Source organism: Streptomyces sp. NPDC107559, assembly GCF_055657365.1.
Map to the genome: position 1 here is coordinate 155,058 of NZ_JBVKBD010000016.1, position 19,736 is coordinate 174,793.

Sequence of the window (19,736 nt, forward strand, 5' to 3'; positions counted from 1 at the left end):
TGATCCGAGTCGCTGCCCGGCCATGTCACCTCATCATGCGTAAATTCCGGTATGGCCTCTCCATCGAAGGAAGCTCAGCCGGGTATCGTCCAGCAGCAGGCGGAGCTCAGGCAGCGCCTCATGTTCTCCGATACGCAGGATTTCGAGGACGCTGCGCGCGGGCTGATCGCCCGGCGCGCACCGAGTGCCGTTACCGCAGAGGATGGCCGGGTCGTCTGGGACGACGACACCTATGCCTTCCTCGGGGGCGATGCCCTCGACACGGTGAACCCGAGTCTCTGGCGTCAGTCTCAACTGGTGACGCAGCAAGGGCTGTTCGAGGTCGTTGAGGGGATCTACCAGGTCCGCGGGCTCGATCTGTCGAACATCACCTTCGTCGAGGGCGCCACCGGCGTGATCGTCATCGATCCGCTGATCTCGACGGAGACCGCCGCGGCGGCGCTGGCGCTGTACCGCGAACACCGTGGCGATCAGCCCGTCGTCGGCGTCGTCTACACGCACTCGCACGTCGACCACTTCGGTGGTGTCAAGGGCGTCACCACGCAGGAGGATGTGGATTCCGGGCGTGTTCCCGTGATCGCGCCGCAGGACTTCACCGAGCACGCCGTCGCCGAGAACGTGTACGCCGGCACGGCGATGGGTCGGCGCGCCGCCTACATGTACGGCGCCGCGCTTGCCCGCGGCCCGCAGGGGCAGGTCGGTGCCGGACTCGGGCAGACGACCTCGACGGGCACGGTCACCCTGATCCCGCCGACCGTGACCATCACCACGACGGGCCAGGAGGAGACCGTCGACGGGGTCCGGATGGTCTTCCAGATGGCCCCGAACACCGAGGCACCTGCCGAAATCCTCATCCACTTCCCCGATTTCAGGGCGCTGTGCGCGGCCGAGGACGCCACTCACACCCTGCACAACCTGTTGACCCTGCGCGGCGCGGTGGTCCGTGACCCGCGGGCCTGGTCGCGCGCGCTGACCGAGACGATCGACCTGTTCGGCGAGGCGACGGAGGTCGTCTTCGCCTCCCACCACTGGCCCACCTGGGGGCAGGAGCGCGTCGTCCACTTCCTGGAGACTCAGCGCGACCTGTACGGCTACCTGCACGACCAGTGCCTGCGCCTGCTCAACAAGGGCTGGACCGGAACCGAGATCGCCGAGCACCTGCCGCTTCCGCCGGCGCTGGAGAACGCCTGGAACACCCGCGGGTACTACGGTTCCGTCAGCCACAACCTCAAGGCGATCTACCAGCGCTACATGGGCTGGTTCGACGGCAACCCGGCCCGGCTGTGGCAGCATCCCCCGGTCGAGGCAGGCAAGCGCTACGTGGAGTTCATGGGCGGCGCCGACGCCGTGGTGGAGAAGGCGCGCGCCTCCTTCGATGCGGGCGACTTCCGCTGGGCGGCGGAGGTACTGAGTCACCTCGTCTTCGCCCATCCCGACCACGCGGCGGGCCGCGACCTGCTGGCCGATACGTTCGAGCAGCTCGGATACGGTGCCGAGAACGGCACCTGGCGCAACTTCTACCTCTCCGGCGCGACCGAGCTGCGCGAGGGCCGGTTCGGCACTCCCACGGTCACCGCGGCGCCGGACATCATCGCCCACCTCACACCGACGATGCTGTTCGACGCCATCGCCATCCAGATCGACGGCCCCAGGGCCTGGGACGAGAAGCTCACCGTCGACGTCCACCTCACCGACGTCGGTACGTGCTACCGGCTCCGCTTGACCAACGGCGTGCTGAGCTACAGCGCGGCACCCCAGCGGACCGCCGCCGACGTCAGCCTCACCACCACGGTCCCCGCCATGTCGCAACTGGTCGGCACCGGACTGACCCCGGAGGCGCTGGAGCGGGCGGGCGTAAGGGTCGAGGGGGATGCGTCCGTGCTCGGCCGCCTCACCGCCCTGCTGGATCCCGGGGACCAGGACTTCCCCATCGTCACACCGTGAGTCCCTGCGCCGAGGCCGGCGAAGCAACTGTAGGGAGTGGCAGAAGCGCCAAGTCCCTGACACACATGGGGTCACGCCGCCTTCCTGCGTCCACGTGATCGGATGAGAACCCACAGCCCAACGCGACGAGCGATGGACCTGCGGCAGGCGTGGGTTCAGTCCGTGAGCCGGCCGGGGCTGACCATGCGGTACTCGTAGGCCATGACCACGACTTGGGATCTGTCGCGGGCACCGAGTCTGGCCATGATGCGGCTGACGTGGGTCTTCGCGGTCAGCGGGGAGACCACCAGTTGCGTGGCGATTTCGTCGTCGGTGCGGCCGGCTGCGATCAGTCGCATGACCTCACGTTCGCGGCTGGTCAGGGCGTCGAGGCGCTGGTCGGGTTCGCGAGTGTTGTCCGGGCGGTCGGCGAACTCGGCGATGAGCCGACGGGTGACCGAAGGAGTGATGAGCGCGTCGCCGCGCGCGGCGACGCGCACCGTACTGCTTCGTCTGGGTGAACTCCTGGAATCCAGCATGCTCCTGGGCCTCTATGGGGAACGCAGACTTGTCACAGCAGCCCTGCCGCCATGGTCGGCCATACCCAGTGGGAGGAAACTGTCATCCCTGAGCGCACCAGTCACGGCATTGCTGCTCGCGGTGGTGACGACGGTTGCCACGGTTGCCGCCGGCGCAGGAACTACGGCTCTCTTGCACACGTCGCCGCCGCAGCGATCCCCCTCGTCCGGGCCCTGACAGGTTGCGTCAGATCCCCTCGGGATCGAACTCGGTGAAGAGCAGGACGAGGCGGCCGCGCATGGCGGACCATTCGGCTTCCAGTTCCCCGTCGCTCAGGCCGAGCGCCCGGGCGGTGAGCAGGAGACCGCGCATGGCGTGGATGGTGGTGGTCAGGCTCGGCTCGAAGCCGGGCTGCTCGGCGCGCGTGCCGGCAAGCTGGTGGACCGCGTCGGACAGCGCCGTGTCCAGGTTGCGCTCGAACGCGCGCAGGGTGCGCCGTATGTCCGGGTCGCCCCGGACTCCCGCCATGAGTTCCAGACAGGCCTGGTACTCACGAGTCCGCTTCAGGCTCCACAAGGTGTCGAGTGCCCGAACCAGACGGCCCTCGGCCGGCCCCTCGGTGATGAGCCGCAGATGCAGGGGGACCCGTGACCGGTAGAGCTCGACGAGGTGGTCGAGGGTGGCCTCGATGAGCGCGAGCTTGGTCGGGAAGTGGTGGACGAGCCGGCCCCGGGTGACGCCAGCGGCCTCTCCGACGGCGTTCGTGGAGAAACCCGCGTAGCCCTGGTCGACCAAAACGTCGACCGTGGTGTCGAGCAGCAGCTCCCGGGTGTTCAGGGCGCGTTGCTGAACGCGCCGGGTACGAGTCGGGCGGGAGGGCTGTGACATGCGGAAAGTCTACGGGTCGGTGGCGGGTGGCTGCTGTGCGCGGCGCAGGGAGGCAGCCACCCGCGCAGGCGGAACTCAGTCGCTGGTGAGCATGACGCGCAGGGCCTCACCGCTGCGCATCAGGTCGAGGGCGTCGTTCACCTGGGACAGAGGCAGGCGGTGGGTGACGAGGGCTTCGAGATCGATCCGGCCCGCGCGCAGCAGGCCGATGATGCGGTCGTAGGTGCGGGTCACGTCGTCGCCGCCGTACACGGAGGGGACGATGCGCTTGGCGCCGGCGAAGAGTTCGAGGAGATTGACCGGCAGCATGTCCTCGAAGCCGCCGACTCCGACGAGGCACACGGTCCCTCCGCGACGGGCGGCCTCGTACGCGGAGCGCACGGTGCCGGGCCGCCCGACGGCCTCGATGACGTGGTCGAAGCCGAGGCCGCCGGTGAGGTCGGCCACGGCGTCGGCCAGTTCGTCGGGGGCGACGGCGGTGGTGGCGCCGAAGTCGCGAGCCCAGTCCCGGCGGCGGGCCACCGGGTCGACGGCGACGATCTGCGCGGCGCCCGCGGCCTTCGCGCCCATCACGGCGCTGATCCCGACACCGCCGCATCCGATGACGGCCACGTTCTCCCCCGGCTTGACGCCGCTGGAGTTGATCGCTGCACCGATTCCGGTGGTGACACCGCAGCCGATGAGAGCGGCGGCCTCGTACGAGACATCGTGGGGCAGCGGTGCGGCGAATCCTGCGTCGAGGACGACCTCCTCGGCGAAGGTGCCGGCGCCCATGAAGCGGTACAGGTCCGTGCCCTGGGAGGTGAACCCCGGTGTGCGCATGGCCTGGGAGCCGCTGTCGCACAGGTTGGACTCGCCGATGCGGCAGTGCGGGCAACGGCCGCAGGCCGGGCGCCAGTTGACGATGACCCGGTCGCCGGGCCGGACGTGGGTGACGCCGTCGCCGACCTCCAGGACCTCGCCTGCGCCCTCGTGGCCGAGGACGAGCGGGGCGGGGCCGGGGATCCTGCCGGACATGCCGGAGAGGTCGGAGTGGCACAGGCCGGTGGCCTTGATGGCGACGCGGACCTTGCCGGGGCCGAAGCCGGTGGCCTCGACGTCGTCGCGGATCTCCAGCTTCTCCTGGCCGGGCGTGGTGATGAGGGCGGCGAGCATGGTGACTCCTCAGGGTGGCAGCGCTGCCACCAGTGGGTGATGAGGGTGGGGGAGTGGGCCCCGGTCGGGGGGTCCGGGGGAAGATCGCCCGACCGGGGCCCTGGATTCCGGCCTCTTGGGCTGAGCGAGGCCGGAACGCGGGGTGGACCGCTCAGGTCGCGGGCAGCGCGATCGCCTTCTGTTCCAGATAGGCCGTCAGGCCCGCGGTACCGAACTCGCGGCCGATTCCGGAGTTCTTGAAGCCGCCGAAGGGCGCGGTCAGGTCGATGGAGAAGCCGTTGACGGTGAAGGTGCCGGTGCGAATGCGGCGGGCGATCTCCAGGCCGTGGTCGGTGTCGGCGGTGACGACCGCGCCGGAGAGGCCGTAGTCGGAGTCGTCGGCGATGCGTACGGCCTCGTCCTCGTCGTCGTACGGCATGAGGCAGACGACGGGGCCGAAGATCTCTTCGCGGGCGACGCGCATGTCGTTGGTGACGTCACCGAGGAGGGTGGGCTGGACGTAGGCGCCGGCCTCCAGGCCCTGCGGCACCCCGCCGCCGGTCAGCAGGGTCGCTCCCTCTTCGACGCCGATGCGGATGTAGTCGAGGTTGCGTGCCTGCTGGCGCTTGGTGACGAGCGGGCCGACCTCGGTGGTGGGGTCCAGCGGGTCGCCGACCTTGAGGGCGGCCACCGCCTCGGTCAGGCGGACGGCCAGTTCTTCATACCGGGCACGCGGCAGCAGAACGCGGGTCAGGGCCACACATGCCTGGCCGTTGTTGAGGAACGAGCCGGTCAGGACCGTACGGACGACGATGTCGGCGTCGGCGTCCGGGAGCACGATCAGGGCAGATTTACCGCCGAGTTCGAGGGTGACGCGGGTGAGGTTGCGGGCGGCTGCCTCCATCACGCGCTTGCCGGCGGCGACGGATCCGGTGAACGCGACCTTGTCGACGCCGGGGTGGGCGACGAGGTACGCGCTCACCTCACGGTCGGCGGGCAGCACCGACAGCACACCCTCGGGCAAGCCTGCCTCGGCGGCGATCTCCGCGAGGAGGTACGCGTCCAGAGGTGTCTCCGGCGACGGCTTGAGGACCACGGTGCAGCCGGCGGCCAGCGCGGGGGCGAGCTTGGAGGCCGCGGTGAACTGGGGCACGTTCCACGGGACGACGGCCGCGACGACACCTACGGGTTCGCGGCGTACCACCAGCGGGGAACGCATGCCCTGGCGCTGCTCCTCCATGGGAAGGGCGGCGGCGGCCCGGGCGGTGACGGCGAAGTGTCCGACGGCTCCGAGGACCTGGTTGGTGACGCTCCAGCCGATGGGGGAGCCGTTCTGGCGGGAGATGAGGGCCGCGAACTCCTGCGCGCGGGCCGCCATGAGTTTCTGCATCCGGTCCAGGACCGTCAGGCGCTCTTCCATGGTCATCCGAGGCCATGGGCCGTCGTCGAACGCGGCACGGGCGCTGGTGATCGCGCGGTCCACGTCCTCGCGGGTCGCGTGCGGGACCCGGCCGACGAGAGCGCCGTCGTGGGGTGAGACCACCTCGATCACGTCCGTGCCGGAGGGCTCGACCCAGCGGCCACCGATGAAGAGTGTGCGGTACTCCGGCACGTCCGCGGGCATGGCTGCTCCTTGCTGTTTCGCCCCGCAGCGGGGCGTCGACTGCGCCGACGTCCGTGCCGGCCGCCACTAAACATACAGTGCTGACTGTTTAGTGCGGAAGGGTTAAGAGTCAGACCTGACTGTTTTTGTTGCGGCTCTCGGGGTGCCGTGAAGGCCGGAGGTTCCGGGCGCGCCGCGCAACGGGCGGCAGGTCCGGGCGTGCTGCCGCGTACGCCCGGGCCGGCCGCACCCGTGCGCGTTCGGCCGAACCCGAAGGAGAGTGCCCGGCGCAGGCGTACGCGGTGGCAGGGATTTCATTCGGTCCAGCGGTGCCGCCGTCCTCGGCCTGTCGCCGCGACTTCGGTCCGGTGCCGGCTCCGGGACCCACGGGGCTCAGGGCGCGTCGGCACGTCGGCTTCCGGCAGGGGCTTCGGCGGCCCCGCCCAGGTGCCCAGCCAGCCCAGCAGGAATCCTGCCGGTATGGCGATCAGGCCTGGGAAGTGCAGCGGCACGAACGCGAAGTCCTGGTGCGGGAAGAGCGCCTGGGGCGTGCCGGACACGGTCGGGGAAAAGAGTTGCAGCAGGAATGCCACCGCCAGCCCGCCGTAGAGGGTGAACAGCAGCCCCGTGCGGTTGTAGCGCGTCCAGAAGAGGCTGTAGATCTGTGCGGGCAGTACGGACGAGGCTGCCGCGCAGAGTGCCAGCCCCGCGATGAACTGGACGTTGGACCCCTGCGCCCCCAGCGCGCAGAGGATACCCAGCGTCCCGACGGTCACCATGGCCCAGCGGGCCGCGGTGATCTCGTCGCCCGCCTCTCGGTCGCGTCGCCGGGCGAGCTGGGCGCGGATGTCGTGCGCCAGCGCGGCCCCGCAGGCCAGAGTGATCGCGGAGACCACCGCCAGTACGGTGAGGAAGACCGCCAGCGCCATCACCACGAACACAAGGGACGCGACGGCGGGGCCGAGCGTGACGCCGAGTCCGCTGGTGAGCATCATCAGCGCGCTGTTGCCGCTGGGGTCGGCCTCGGCGACCGTGGCCGAGCCGAGCAGCGCCGTGCCGCCCAACCCGAGGACGATCGAGGCCAGGACGAAGACGGCGACCCCGCCCAGTGCGAGAGTGGCGCTGCGGCGTGCGGTGGGACCGTCGGGCGCGGAGGCGAACCGCATCGTCAGGTGAGGAAGGCTGGCCGCGCCCAGTGCGACGGAGAGCTGGAGGCTGATCAGGTCGAGTCGTCCGGCGAAGTCCCGGCCCAGGTACATCCCCGGCTGATAGAAGTGGTCCGGGTCGGTGCTGTTCTCCGCGGCGGCGTGGACGAGGGCCCCTGGGTCCCAGTCGAACCGGCTCAGGGTCACCAGCGCGGTGCCGGCGACCACCACGAACACCACTGCCGCCTTGATCACCTGAAGCCGGCTGGCGCTGTACATCCCGCCCACGACAGTGAAGAGGATCATCAGCAGGCCGAGGAAGACCGTGCATGCCTGCTGGGACCCGTTCGAGGCCAGGCCGATCAGCTGGGCCGTGGCACTGCCGACTCCGGAGAGCTGGAGCACCAGGTAGGGCAGCGAGACGGCAAGGGTCGCCACGCCTGCCGCGATGCGAGGGGCGCTGCCGGGCACTCCGGAGGCGAGGATGTCGCCGATGGTGAAGTGTCCGGCCCGGCGCAGCGGCTGGGCGAGCAGGGCGAGCAGTCCCAGGCCCACGACCGCGCCGGCCGCCACTGTGAGTCCGTCGTAGCCGTAGAGGGTGACCAGGCCGGTGGCACTGAGGAGAGTGGCTGCCGAGACGTAGTCGCCTGCCAGTGCGAAGGCGCCGCCGATCCGGCCCAGGCGGCGGCCGGCGGTGTAGAACTCCTCGGGGTCGTCACGCTGTCCGGCTGCCATCAGGCTGAGCAGGATCACGATGTCGACCACCACGATGAACGCGATGACGACCAGGGTCTTGAGGGAGAATCCCAGCGCTGTCGGCTGGTCACGGGCGGCGGTGGCGAGGACGGCGGTGATCACAGTTCCGCCTCCGCGTCGTCGTGGGAGCGGGCGCACCACCGGTCGAAGGCGAAGGCCGTGGCCACCGCGAGCACCGTCTGGAGGGCCAGCAGGAGCATTCCGAGGGTGAACCCGCCGCCGAGGTCTGCGCCGAGTGTTGCGCCGGGTCCCAGCTCCAGGGCCGTCAGCAGCAGGGGAGCGGAGCCGCCCACCGCGAGGGCGGTCCAACGGGCCCGGTCCGTGCGGGCGGGCCCGGAGTCGGGAGCCGGGACGTGGGCAGGGGTGTAGGGCGGTGGCCGCACGACAGTGTTCCTTTGTTCCGTGACAGGGGGTGCGCCGAATGCGCGGGAAGGGGCACGCGCCCGCCGGCGTGCCGTCGGCACTTCGGGAGTCGCTGTGGGGCGATGCCACCTCGACCCTGTCGGCATTCGACCGCAGTGTCGACGTCTTCCCTCGGAGAGGCTGTGCCGGCACAGGCGGTTGCCCCGCGGTTGTGCGTGTTTACTCGCCGTGGTTCGTGAATCTCGTTCTGATGTTGCGTCATATTCGGCCAGGTGCTGCTCTGTTGACGAGCAAAAGCGCCCTGGCGCGGGAGCCGGAAGGGTTCCCGCGCCAGGGCGCCTGGCAATGGTGACGCTGTGTCAGTCCATGGTGAGGACGGTACGCAGGGCCTCGCCGCTGTGCATCTGGCGGACCGCCTCGTCGGCCTCGCCCAGCGGAACCCGATGGGTGATCATCTTCTCCAGGTCGATCTCCCCGGACCGCCACAGCTCGATGATTCGCTCGAAGCTCTTGAGGACGTCCGCGCCGCCGTAGAAGGACGGCACGATCTTCTTCTCGTGCAGGACGAGTTCGCTCATGTTGATCTGGGGGAAGTCGGTCTTGGCGCCCACGCCCACCAGGCAAACCGTGCCGCCGCGCCGGGTGTGGTCGTAGGCCGAGCGCAGCGTCGCCGGCTTGCCGACCACCTCGAAGACGTGGTCGAAGCCTTCGCCGCCGGTGAGTTCGGCGCTGAGCGCGGAAAGGCCCTCGGGGGCGACGGCGTGCGTGGCGCCCAGGTCCAGCGCCCACTGCCGACGTCCCTCCACCGGATCGACGGCGACGATCACCGAGGCGCCGGCGACCTTCGCGCCCTGGACCGCGCTGATCCCGACGCCCCCGCAGCCGATCACGGCGACCTTCGAACCCGGTTCCACCTTCGCGGTGTTGAGCACCGCGCCGACGCCGGTGGTGACACCGCAGCCGATCAGCGCGGCCACCTCGTACGGCACGTCGTCGGGGATGGCGACGGCGACGTTGGCGGGGACGACGATCTCCTCGGCGAAGGTGCCGGTGCCCATGAACCCGAAGACCGGACTCCCGGCGGCGCCGAAGTTGGGGGTGGTGAGGTTGGCCATGCCGCTGGGGCAGAGGTTGCCCTCGCCGCGCGCGCAGGACGGACACCTTCCGCACGGGGGCATCCAGCAGACCACGACGCGGTCGCCGGGCTTGACGTGGGTGACGCCCTCGCCGACCTCCAGGATCTCGCCCGCGCCCTCGTGGCCGGGGACGAAGGGTGTGGGCAGGCCCAGCGTGCCGTTCATCCCGGAGACATCGGAGTGGCACAGGCTCGCGGCGCGGATCCGGATCCGGACCTTGCCCGACGTCACCGCCGGTGTGGTGACGTCGTCCCGGATGTCGAGGGTGTCGTCGCCGGTCTGCTGCAGGATGGCTGCGCGCACGGTCTTCCTTCGAGGGGTCGTCGCGGGGAGCTTGGCGGTCTGGGGGAGGTAGACGGTCTTGGGCTCCAGGTAGGCCATCAGGCCCTCCAGCCCGAACTCGCGGCCGATGCCGGAGTTCTTGAAGCCGCCGAACGGGCCGAGGAAGTCGACCCGGAGGGTGTTGACGCTGATGGTGCCGGTGCGGATCCGCCGGGCGATCGCGAGGCCGTGCTCGAGGTCACCGGCCCAGACGGCTCCGGAGAGACCGAAGTCGGAATCGTTGGCGATCCGTACGGCCTCCTCCTCGCTCTCGTACCTGATCAGGCAGACAACCGGGCCGAAGACCTCCTCACGGGCGATCCGCATGGAGTTGTCGACATCGCCGAGGAGGGTGGGCTCGACGTACCAGCCGCGGTCCTGCGAAGCGGGGACGCCGCCGCCCGTGAGCAGGGTCGCGCCTTCCTCGCGGGCGATCCTGATGTAGTCCAGGCTGCGCTGCTGCTGGCGCCGGGCGACCAGAGGGCCGACCTGGGTGGCCGGGTCCAGGGGATCTCCCACCCGGAGCGAGGCGACCGCCTTGGTCAGGGCGGCGGCGATCTCGTCGTAGCGGGAGGCGGGGACCAGGATCCGGGTCAGCGCGATGCAGGCCTGGCCGTTGTTCATGTACGAACCGGCCATGATCGCCGGTACGACCTGGGCGAGGTCGGCGTCCTCCAGGATGATCGCGGCGGACTTCCCGCCCAGCTCCAGGGTGATCCGGTGGAGGTTGGCCGCGGCCGACTCCATCACCTTCTTGCCGGCGCTGACCGAGCCGGTGAAGGCCACCTTGTCGATGCCCGGATGACCGACCAGGTACGAGGAGACGTCACGGTCGGCGGCCAGAACGTTGAGCACACCCGCCGGGAGTCCGGCCTGCTCGGCGACCTCGGCCAAGACGTACGCGTCCAGCGGCGTCTCCGGCGAGGCCTTGAGCACGACGGTGCAACCGGCCGCCAGCGCCGGGGCCAGCTTGGTGGCGGTGACGAACTGCGGGACGTTCCACGGCACCACGGCCGCCACCACGCCCACCGGCTCCTGACGGACCAGGACCGGCCCGCCCATGCCGTGCCGGGGCTCCTCGAACACCAGCTCGCGCGCGACACCGACGGTGGTGGCGTAGGTGGCCACCGCGCTCATCACCTGACCGGGCACGGCCCAGGTGATCGGGGAGCCGTTCTGCGACGAGATCAGCGCGGCGAGCTTCGGGGCACGGGCCGTGAGGCCGTCCTTGATCCGGGTGATGACCTCCAGCCGCTCGGCCATCGGTGTCAGGGGCCAGGGGCCGTGGTCGAACGCCTCCCGGGCGGCGGCCACCGCGGCGTCCACATCCTCGGTGGAGGCGTGCGGCACGCGGCCGATCACCTCCTCGGTGTGCGGCGACACAACGGTGATGGTGTCGGTGCCATGGGGCTCGACCCAGCGGCCTCCGATGTAGAGGCGGTCGTATTCGACTGCAGTGGCCATCAGGTCCTCTTCCCTAGAGCGCGGCGCGTGTGCGGCCGCGCTCCGCGTGACGTTCGTCCGGCGACGCGGCGATGGTTCTCGCGGGCGTGCCGCCCGCACCGGCAGCCTGACCCGCGGAGCCGGGGAAGCCCATCCTCGGCGAGGCAATCCCGTGTGCGCCCACAGCGGCGGAGCCCCGCGTTGTGCCGCCACCCACCGAGCGGCGACAGATCTGGACGGCCGGTGCGAGGTGCTGCTGTGCTTCGCGTCACCCCGGGCCACGAGCTCCGGCGGAGCCCCCGGCGTCACTGCGCCGCCGCATCTGCTGCCTCCCCCACGCCCCCCACGTTCCGTTCCTGTTCTCGTTCGCGCGTCGTGGTGCGGCGAGTCGCCCCGTGCCACGTGTTCCTTCCCGTAGGAGTGCCATGAAGAAGTCCGTTGTCGCCTGTGCCGCCGGAGCGGTCGTGCTGGCCGCCGCCGCCGGAGTCGGCCGATTCGCGGTGCTCCCCGCCGTCGACCAGGTCCCCTCGGACCTGAAGTCGGCCGTCCACTACACCGGCACCGCGGCCGTCCTGGACAAGAAGGCGCTGTCCACCGGGGACATCGCCCACGTCGTCGACCGCGATGTGCCGATCACCGCCACCCGCACCGTCGAGGTGACCGCCGTCGAGGGGGGTACAGCGCGGATGCAGGACCACACCGTGGTCACGGCCGCCGGCGGCACCAAGCTGACCGACGGCACCCACATCTGGGCCGTGGACCGCGAGAATCTTGGTGACGCCAAGGGTCCGGACGGCTGGAAGGCCGAGGACCACCAGGGCCTGGTCGCCGGCTTCCCGGTGCACCCCAAGGCCAGGAACTACCAGTTCTGGGACACCCTCACCGGCACCTCCGTCGAGGCCCGTTACCAGGGCACGGTGTCCTTCGCCGGGCGCACCGCCTACAAGTTCCTGATCGAGTCCTCGGCCGCGCCCAATGCCGCGACCGTCGGCGCCCTGCCCCCGGCGCTGCCCACCGCGCTGGTCGGCGGGCTGGCCAGGACTCTCCCGGCGGACGCCCAGGGGCAGCTCGCCGAGACGCTCAAGTCGGCGGGCACCACAGTGCCGCTCACCTACAGGGCGACCGGCACCGCGACGGCATGGGTGGACACCGGGACCGGAGTGGTCCTCGGGCAGAGGGTCCACCAGAGAGTGGTCGGACAGGCCGCGGGTGCCGCGGGGCCGGTGGACGTGCTGCCGGTGACCGACCTCCGGATGGAACTGACCAAGAAGTCCACCGCCGAGGCCGTGGACAGGGCGAAGACCGCTGACCGGGGGCGGCTGCTGATCGGCACCGTCGCCCCTGCCGGGGCGCTGCTGCTCGCACTCGGGCTGGCGCTCTGGGCGGCGCTGCTGGGCCGGAAGCGGCAGGACGGCGGCGCAGGGGCCGCCGGTGCCGAAGGGGCCGTCACCCCGGACGAGCCCGCCGAGACGACCCGCTCCTGACTGCCCCCACCCAAGATCCCGGGTTCTGCCGCACCGCGCCGCTGCCAGGTGCGGCAGGACCCGGCCACCCGTCCCTGTCATGAGGGACGGCCCGCACCGCACATCACCTCGCACGACCCCCACCCCACCGGGGGACCTTCCCCATAGGAGCCGCGATGCGCACATCCCGCATGGCCCGCAGATCCCGTGCGGTCCTTCCGTCCCGCAGACTACGGCCGCGCCGCCTCACGGCGCTCTCCGCGGTGGCTACCGCGCTGGCAGCGTTCACCGGGATGGCCATGGCCACGCCCGCGTCGGCGCTCCCGCTGCCCGTGCCGTACTCCGAGGTGACCGGTCTGGCCCCCAGTCTGGCCGCCCCGGAGAACGCGCCGCCCGGAGCCAACGACTGGTCCTGTACGCCCTCCGACGCCCATCCCCGCCCGGTGGTGCTGGTCCACGGCACTTTCGAGAACATGCGGTACGCCTGGGACTCCCTCGCCCCGCTCCTGCGGAACGCGGGCTACTGCGTCTACACCTTCAACTACGGCGCCCCGGCCGGCGATCCCGTGAAGGGCCTGGCCCCCATGGAGGACAGTGCCGTCGTGCTGTCGTCCTTCGTCGACAAGGTGCGCTCCTCCACCGGTGCCGCCAAGGTGGATCTGGTGGGTCACTCCCAGGGTGCCACCATGCCCCGCTACTACCTCAAGTACCTCGGAGGGGCCGCCAAGACGGGCACGATGGTGGGACTGGCCGGGCCCGACCACGGCACCTCGGTGAGCGGGGTGGTCAGCCTGGAGCAGTACCTCGGGACGATCGGGTACAGCAACAAACTGGTCGGCATCGCCTGCCAGTCGTGCACCCAGTTCCTGACTGGCTCGGACTGGTTGGCGAACCTGAACGCGGGCGGTGACACGCAGCCCGGTGTCCGGTACGTCGCCATCGCGAGCCGACACGACGAGCTGGTGACCCCGTACACCAGCGCGTTCCTGTCCGGCCCCGATGTCACCAATGTCACGCTCCAGGACGGCTGCCCGGCCGACCTGTCCGGACACGTCCAGCTGCTGTTCGGCCGCCGTTCGTTGGCCCTGGTACTGAATGCTCTGGACCCGGCGCACCCGGTGTCCGTGCCGTGCCTCCCGGTGGCCTTCACGGGGTAGTCGGCACTGCGCGCACTTTCGGGGTCGGCTGCCCGGACGGGCGGCCGGCCCTTCCGGTGTGTTGTCCGAACCTTGGCACGCGTCTTCCCGGCGGGCGGCTGCTTCGGGTACAACAAGGACGTCCGATTTGATCGAGCGTTCGATTTATGTTCATCGGAGAGCGACACCGGGTCCTCACAGGAACAACCGCACCGCACTGCAAAAAGGAGTGTCCACGTGGAAAGGGCATCCGACGAACTGCTGAGCGCTGCGGCGCTGCGAGTCCAAGAGCAGCTGGGCCCTCTGGCCATCCGGATGGCCCGCGTCATCCGGGAGAGCGAACCGCTGTACGGCGACCCCGTACACGCGCCCACAGACATCGACCAGGTGATCCGCGACATCCTCGCAGCCGCCCTGACCGGCCTCGCCGACCCTGAAGCCGCAGGCAGCGACTCCGCCGAGCTGCTCTACCGACTCGGTACCCACCGTGCCCGGCAGGGCGTACCGCTGGACTGCGTGCTGCGTAATTACAAGACCGGCACCGAGCTGTTCTGGCAGTCCCTGGTCGCCGCCGCCGAGGCCCACGACGCGGCGCGGGCCACACTGATGGCCCGCGCCGCGACCAGCGTCTGGGACCTCTTCGACCGCGACAGTCGTATGATCGCCGATGCCTACCGTCAGGCCGTCAGGAGCCGAAGCCTCGAAGGCGCCGACGGGAGTCGAGCCGGGGAAACCCTCGGCCGCTACCTGGACGGCAAGCTCCCCGTGGGCAACGCGTACGCCGCGGCCGACATCCTCGGTCTGTCCCGGCAGGGTGGCCTGACCGTGGTGGCGGCACGCGGCCGCGACGCCGTCCGCTGCACGGCCACCGTGCCCGTGATCAGGCTGCCGCGCCCATGGGACGGGCTGTTGATCGCCGGGACCGGGACGATGAGTACCACCGCGTTCGCCGCGACGCTGACAGCCCCACCCGGCACGCGCGCCGGGGTGAGCCCACCCGTCGAGGGCGTGGCCGACCTCCCCAAGGCGCGGCGGTTGGCCGAACGCGCGCTGCGCACCTGCCTAGGGGACAGCGAAGTGGCCCTGCTGGACTGCCGGTTCGCCGCTGCTGTTGCCGCCGGCCGGCCGGACCTGGCTCGGGAGCTCGCCGACGGGACACTGGGCGGGGTGCTGCGGGCGGCGCCCGCGGACAGGACGACCCTGCTCGGCACGCTGGACGCCTGGCTCACCGCGGACGGCTCCATGGAGCGCGCCGCCACCATGCTCTACTGCCACCGCAACACCGTCCTGAAGCGGCTCAACCGCCTGGAACAGCTCACCGGCCGCTCCGTCTTCCGGCCCCGCGACCTCATCGAACTGACCCTCGCGCTGAACGCCTGTCAACTGTCGGGGCAGCGGTGAGCGACATTTCCTCGGCAGACAGAGGGGCGCCGAAGACCGCACCAGTGCCCGGAGCACCGGTTGTCCCCGGCGACCCCGAACGCGCCGATGCGCTGCTCGCCGAAGCCGCCCGCCATCTGGCGCCCGCCCACGACGCGCTCACTACCGAACTGGCCGACAGGCTGCGCGCACTGGAAGGCGGTGTGCCCGGCTACCTCTCCGGACCGGGTGACCTGCACGCCACCCTCGGCGCCGCCGTCGCCGCCTCCCTGGACCGGCTCGCCGACGGGTCGGACGCCGACCACGCCGCCGGGCCCGTCCACCGGATCGCCGCGCAGCGTGCCCGACAGGGTGTCCCGTTGGACGCCATGCTCCAGGCACTGGCCACCGTCGGGGCCCTGCTGTGGGAGCGGCTGATCGACACCGCCGCCGAACTGCAGCCCACCGAGGCTCATCTGCTGCTGCACGTCACCGAGCGGATGCGCGAGGCACGGGAGCGGAACGCCGCCGTGGTGGTGGACACCTACCGGCAGATCCTCGGTCCCGCCGCCGTCGATCCGGTCGCCCGCGGCCGGGCCCTTCTCGCCACCATGCTGGAGCGTCCGGCGGACGGCCTGGTGCGCGGCGGAGCCGCGGCCCTGCTGGGGGTGCCGGGCCAGGGCCGCTACGCCGTCGCCGTCACGGGACGCCGCCTGGGCGAGCTGCCGGAGTTCACCGGCCGGGTGCTCGCCACCGCGCTGCCGGACGGTGAGGTGCTGGTGGCGTGGCTGCGCGACCAGCCGCTGGAAGTGCTGGCGGATGCCGTTCGACAGGCCTTGGCCGCGGACTCCGACAGTGTTGCCGGGGCCGCAACGAGCGACGGCCGGGCCGCCCCGTACGCGGGTATCGGCCCGGTCGTCGGCGGCCTGGCCGAGCTGCCGAAGGCTGCCCGGCTGGCGCGGGCCGCCCGTGCCGCCGCCGCGCCCGGCCGTCCGGTGGTGCTCTGGGAGGACGCGCCGATCGCGGCCATGGTCGCCGCCGACGCGGAGCTGGCCGGGGTCCTCGGCGGCAGGATCCTCGCCCCGGTCCTGGTCCTGCCCGTCGAGGAGCGAGACCAGCTCCTGCACACCCTCATCGCCTGGCTGGACAACGACGGCTCCACACGACCGGCCGCAGAACGCCTGGGCTGTCACCGCAACACCGTTCTCAACCGGCTGCGGCGCCTCGAGCAACTGACGGGCCGCAGGCTCGGCGTACCCGGGGAGATGGTCGAACTCGCCCTTTCTGTACAGGCGTTGGTCGATTCGCCGGCATTCCCGGTCACGGACTGACCACCATCCGGGCCCCCGTCGGCCGTGGCACGCAATCGGTCAGTTCCGTCGTCGGACACGACAGGGCACCTGCCCGCTGCCACCGCCTCGGAATGGGCCGGCCCTCCCGGGAAACCTTGAGTGGTCGACGGGCTGCCCGACCTGAACGTGTGTGGCGCCACAGCGGCTCCAGGCCCGCATTGTGCCGTCCCTCCCGTTCCAACTCGTGCCTGTTAACAGCAGGTTGACGCCGTGCTGCCATGACAGGCAGCGGCGGCGCACCGGACGCGTCGCCCTCCCCACGGAGTCGCCCCATGAGTTCCACCATGTTCACAACCGCCAGGAGAGCGATGAGAAGGGCGGCGGGAGACATGCGGGCTCGCGCATCCGCCGCGCTCTGGTCTCTCGGCCTGGTGCTGATCGCCACTGTGACCGCCGCTCCCGCCGCCCGAGCCGAGACCACCGTCCCGCCCGGGCCCGCGCTGACCACACCGGTCGCCACCCTGGACGCGGCGCTGTCCTGCTCCGCCGACCTGGCGCATCCGGCCGACACCCCCGTGCTGTTGGTCCACGGCACCAGCTCCACCCCGCAGGAATCCTGGAGCTGGGGTTACCAGCGCGCGCTGGCCGCCCAAGGACACCCGGTGTGCACGGTGACCCTGCCCGAGCGGGCGGGCGTCCCCCTCCAGCAGTCCGCTCAGTACGTGGTCCGCGCCATCCGCGTCATGCGTGCCACCAGCGGCCGCCCGATCTCCACCGTCGGCCACAGCCAGGGCGCGCTCTACCCTCTGTGGGCCGCCCGCTTCTGGCCGGACATCGCCGCCGACCTGGACGACGTGATCGGCCTGGGTGCTCCGCTCGACGGCACTCTGCAGGCCAACCTCCGCTGCGCCCTGGGCTCTTGTTCCGGCATAGCCTGGCAGATGCGGCAGGGCTCGGCGGCCATCGCCGCACTGCGTCGGGCGCCGCTGCCCGCCGGTCCGTCGTACACATCCATTGCCACGCTCCAGGACGAGCTGGCGGTTCCCCAGCCGTCCACCGCGCGGATGCCCGGGATCACCACCAGCTGGCTTCAGGACGTCTGCCCGCTGAGGGTCACCGGTCACGCCGGACTGCTCTGGGACGCGGTCGGGTTCGCCCTGGTGACCGACGCCCTCGACCATTCCGGCCCGGCCGATCCACGCCGCGTCAGTCGCATCGACTGCCTGAAGGTCGCGTACGACGACGCCGACATGATCGCGTCCGTCGCTCTGCTGGGCACTGTCGCCCACCTCGGCCTGGAGTACCTGACGGCGCCACCTGTCTCCGCTGAACCCGCCCTGCCGGACTACGCCACCGCCGGCTGAGGGAGACGAGGGGGCGCCGCCGGGCACGCGGCGCCCCGAGCCGGCTTGTCGGCCGTCGTCTCGCGTATGAAGAGAGGTGAGGCCCGTGTCCACAGGGGTCGGTGTCGCCGACTTTTCGGCCGGCGCGTCCTGTGCGGGGCCGGCGGCCGCGATGGTGAACAGGCGGGGACCCAACTGATCGACAGGAGGGCGACGCTCGTTCCGCTGGGCAAGTGGCATCTCCGCGGTCTGACCGGGAAGGATGACCGGTCATGAGCAAGCCACCCGCAAGAGCCCGACTGGCAGACGCCGCGTTCGCCCTCTTCGACGAGCGCGGATACGAGCAGACGACCATAGACGACATCGTGGGGCGAGCGGGCCTCGGGCGTACGACGTTCTTCCGGCATTACCGGTCCAAGGAAGATGTCATCTTCCCCGACCACGACCGCCTCCTGGAACTGATCAGGGACCGGCTGAGGACATCGAGCCGCCACACGGCTCTGGGCGCGGTCTCGGACGCGGTTCGGCTCGTACTGCTGCACTACTTGGACGAGGGTGATCTGGCCAGGCGCCGATATGCCCTTACGAGCAAGGTGGCGGCGCTGAGAGACCGGGAGATCGCCAGTGTGGCCCGGTACCAGCGCCTTTTCCGGGAATTCATCGCCGACCGGAGAGGGGATTCGACCGAGTCGGCGTCGCTCTCGGCCGAACTGATGGCCGCGGCGGTGGTCGCGGCTCACAATCACGTACTGCGCCGATGGCTCAGGGGGGAGTCCTCCGGTCCGGTCGCGGAAATGGACGAGGCGATGCGAGAGGTGCTGGCCCTCTTTCCGGGCCCTGGCGCCATACCGGAGGCAGGCCCCGGTACCACCGTCATCGCTTTCAGGACCGGCCAGGACATGGACGCTCTCCTCCCGTCGCTGCGGCGCATCGTGGAGGGCCGCACGGGCGTATGACAGCCCTGTTCGAAGGGGCGGCGTCAGTGGTGGGTCGCCTCCCGACCGCTGCTCCACGGCGCACTGATCGAACGTTCATGTGACAGATCGCACGACCACTCAATGGCACTCGGTGTGCACAATGAGGTACTGAGTACCGCAAGGGTGAAATCAACCGATGCCTTTCCGGTACGGAGATGCTGTGCCGACTGCACGCGTGCCGAACCACTGCCGAGGGGCGTTCTGTGAGCTTGAGGATCGTTGTCACTGTGAAGTACGTGCCCGACGCCACTGGCGACCGGCACTTCGCCGATGACCTGACCGTGGACCGGGACGACGTGGACGGTCTGCTCTCCGAGCTCGACGAGTACGCGGTCGAGCAGGCGCTGCAGATCTCCGAGAACTCGGACGACGACGTGGAGATCACCGTCCTGACGGTGGGTCCCGAGGACGCCAAGGACGCGCTGCGCAAGGCGCTGTCGATGGGTGCCGACAAGGCCATCCACGTCGAGGACGACGACCTGCACGGCACGGACGTCATCGGTACCTCCCTGGTGCTGGCCAAGGCCGTCGAGAAGGCCGGTTTCGACCTGGTGATCTCCGGCATGGCCTCCACCGACGGCACCGCGGGTGTGGTCCCGGCGCTGCTGGCCGAGCGTCTGGGCGTTCCGCAGGTCACCCTGCTGTCCGAGGTGTCGGTCGAGGACGGCACGGTCAAGGGCCGCCGCGACGGCGATGCCGCGTCCGAGCAGCTGGAGGCCTCCCTGCCGGCCGTCGTGTCGGTCACCGACCAGTCGGGCGAGGCGCGTTACCCGTCCTTCAAGGGCATCATGGCCGCCAAGAAGAAGCCGGTTCAGTCCTGGGACCTGTCCGACCTGGACCTCGAGGCGGACGAGGTCGGCCTCGAGGGCGCCTGGACGGCCGTCGACTCCGCGGCGGCGCGCCCGGCGCGCACCGCGGGCACCATCGTCAAGGAC

The 19,736-nt window shown here is 70.7% G+C and carries 14 protein-coding genes and 2 pseudogenes; 8 read left to right on the top strand and 8 right to left on the bottom strand.

Annotated elements, in window-relative coordinates; translation table 11 throughout:
- The first annotated feature begins 51 nt into the window (after positions 1 to 51).
- Positions 52 to 1,944, top strand: a complete 1,893-nt coding sequence (locus tag ACZ7OY_RS34620; protein ID WP_471915138.1) for an alkyl/aryl-sulfatase — start codon at positions 52 to 54, stop codon at positions 1,942 to 1,944.
- A gap of 155 nt (positions 1,945 to 2,099) precedes the next feature.
- Here the strand turns inward: ACZ7OY_RS34620 and ACZ7OY_RS34625 are convergent.
- The 8 genes and pseudogenes from ACZ7OY_RS34625 to ACZ7OY_RS34660 all read right to left on the bottom strand — a co-directional run.
- Positions 2,100 to 2,423 (bottom strand): annotated as a pseudogene (locus ACZ7OY_RS34625) (response regulator transcription factor); the annotation flags it as partial.
- A 265-nt stretch (positions 2,424 to 2,688) separates the two neighbouring features.
- Positions 2,689 to 3,330 carry a TetR/AcrR family transcriptional regulator gene (locus ACZ7OY_RS34630; protein WP_471915139.1) on the bottom strand — a complete coding sequence of 214 codons (642 nt, stop codon included), beginning with the start codon at positions 3,328 to 3,330 and terminating at the stop codon, positions 2,689 to 2,691.
- Positions 3,331 to 3,405: 75 nt separating this feature from the next.
- Complete coding sequence (locus ACZ7OY_RS34635) at positions 3,406 to 4,485, bottom strand: Zn-dependent alcohol dehydrogenase (protein WP_471915140.1); 1,080 nt, start codon at positions 4,483 to 4,485, stop codon at positions 3,406 to 3,408.
- A 151-nt stretch (positions 4,486 to 4,636) separates the two neighbouring features.
- Entirely contained in the window at positions 4,637 to 6,088 is a 1,452-nt protein-coding gene (locus ACZ7OY_RS34640; RefSeq protein WP_471915141.1) for an aldehyde dehydrogenase, read from the bottom strand.
- A 293-nt stretch (positions 6,089 to 6,381) separates the two neighbouring features.
- Positions 6,382 to 8,070 carry a sodium/solute symporter gene (locus ACZ7OY_RS34645; protein ID WP_471915142.1) on the bottom strand — a complete coding sequence of 563 codons (1,689 nt, stop codon included), beginning with the start codon at positions 8,068 to 8,070 and terminating at the stop codon, positions 6,382 to 6,384.
- The gene (locus tag ACZ7OY_RS34650) at positions 8,067 to 8,351 is read right to left on the bottom strand and encodes a hypothetical protein (protein ID WP_471915143.1); all 285 of its coding nucleotides are present in this window, start codon (positions 8,349 to 8,351) and stop codon (positions 8,067 to 8,069) included. Before ACZ7OY_RS34650 ends, ACZ7OY_RS34645 begins: the two co-directional genes overlap by 4 nt.
- Before the next feature lie 339 nt (positions 8,352 to 8,690).
- A complete protein-coding gene (locus ACZ7OY_RS34655) occupies positions 8,691 to 9,770 on the bottom strand; it encodes a Zn-dependent alcohol dehydrogenase (RefSeq protein ID WP_471915158.1) in 1,080 nt (359 codons plus the stop codon).
- A gap of 42 nt (positions 9,771 to 9,812) precedes the next feature.
- Positions 9,813 to 11,252: pseudogene (locus tag ACZ7OY_RS34660) on the bottom strand (aldehyde dehydrogenase); the annotation flags it as partial.
- Between the two features lie 404 nt (positions 11,253 to 11,656).
- On the opposite strand from ACZ7OY_RS34660, the gene ACZ7OY_RS34665 reads away from it, so the two are divergent.
- The 7 genes from ACZ7OY_RS34665 to ACZ7OY_RS34695 all read left to right on the top strand — a co-directional run.
- Complete coding sequence (locus ACZ7OY_RS34665) at positions 11,657 to 12,715, top strand: porin PorA family protein (RefSeq protein WP_471915144.1); 1,059 nt, start codon at positions 11,657 to 11,659, stop codon at positions 12,713 to 12,715.
- A 155-nt stretch (positions 12,716 to 12,870) separates the two neighbouring features.
- The gene (locus ACZ7OY_RS34670) at positions 12,871 to 13,851 is read left to right on the top strand and encodes an esterase/lipase family protein (RefSeq protein ID WP_471915145.1); all 981 of its coding nucleotides are present in this window, start codon (positions 12,871 to 12,873) and stop codon (positions 13,849 to 13,851) included.
- Between the two features lie 216 nt (positions 13,852 to 14,067).
- Positions 14,068 to 15,231, top strand: a complete 1,164-nt coding sequence (locus ACZ7OY_RS34675; protein WP_471915146.1) for a PucR family transcriptional regulator — start codon at positions 14,068 to 14,070, stop codon at positions 15,229 to 15,231.
- A 44-nt stretch (positions 15,232 to 15,275) separates the two neighbouring features.
- A complete protein-coding gene (locus ACZ7OY_RS34680; RefSeq protein ID WP_471915147.1) occupies positions 15,276 to 16,520 on the top strand; it encodes a PucR family transcriptional regulator in 1,245 nt (414 codons plus the stop codon).
- A 350-nt stretch (positions 16,521 to 16,870) separates the two neighbouring features.
- On the top strand, positions 16,871 to 17,845 hold the full coding sequence (locus ACZ7OY_RS34685; RefSeq protein ID WP_471915148.1) for an esterase/lipase family protein: 975 nt from the start codon (positions 16,871 to 16,873) through the stop codon (positions 17,843 to 17,845).
- Positions 17,846 to 18,096: 251 nt separating this feature from the next.
- Positions 18,097 to 18,780 (top strand): TetR/AcrR family transcriptional regulator, encoded by a 684-nt coding sequence (locus ACZ7OY_RS34690; protein ID WP_471915149.1) that lies wholly within the window; start codon positions 18,097 to 18,099, stop codon positions 18,778 to 18,780.
- Between the two features lie 224 nt (positions 18,781 to 19,004).
- Positions 19,005 to 19,736 (top strand): electron transfer flavoprotein subunit beta/FixA family protein (locus ACZ7OY_RS34695; RefSeq protein ID WP_471915150.1); only part of this gene is annotated, 732 nt, incomplete at its 3' end.

Bases quoted from the DNA above. Each gene is read 5' to 3' on its own strand.
- ACZ7OY_RS34620 (WP_471915138.1), top strand. From the start codon at position 52: ATGGCCTCTCCATCGAAGGAAGCTCAGCCGGGTATCGTCCAGCAGCAG.
- ACZ7OY_RS34630 (WP_471915139.1), bottom strand. From the start codon at position 3,330: ATGTCACAGCCCTCCCGCCCGACTCGTACCCGGCGCGTTCAGCAACGC.
- ACZ7OY_RS34635 (WP_471915140.1), bottom strand. From the start codon at position 4,485: ATGCTCGCCGCCCTCATCACCACGCCCGGCCAGGAGAAGCTGGAGATC.
- ACZ7OY_RS34640 (WP_471915141.1), bottom strand. From the start codon at position 6,088: ATGCCCGCGGACGTGCCGGAGTACCGCACACTCTTCATCGGTGGCCGC.
- ACZ7OY_RS34665 (WP_471915144.1), top strand. From the start codon at position 11,657: ATGAAGAAGTCCGTTGTCGCCTGTGCCGCCGGAGCGGTCGTGCTGGCC.
- ACZ7OY_RS34670 (WP_471915145.1), top strand. From the start codon at position 12,871: ATGCGCACATCCCGCATGGCCCGCAGATCCCGTGCGGTCCTTCCGTCC.
- ACZ7OY_RS34685 (WP_471915148.1), top strand. From the start codon at position 16,871: ATGCGGGCTCGCGCATCCGCCGCGCTCTGGTCTCTCGGCCTGGTGCTG.
- ACZ7OY_RS34690 (WP_471915149.1), top strand. From the start codon at position 18,097: ATGAGCAAGCCACCCGCAAGAGCCCGACTGGCAGACGCCGCGTTCGCC.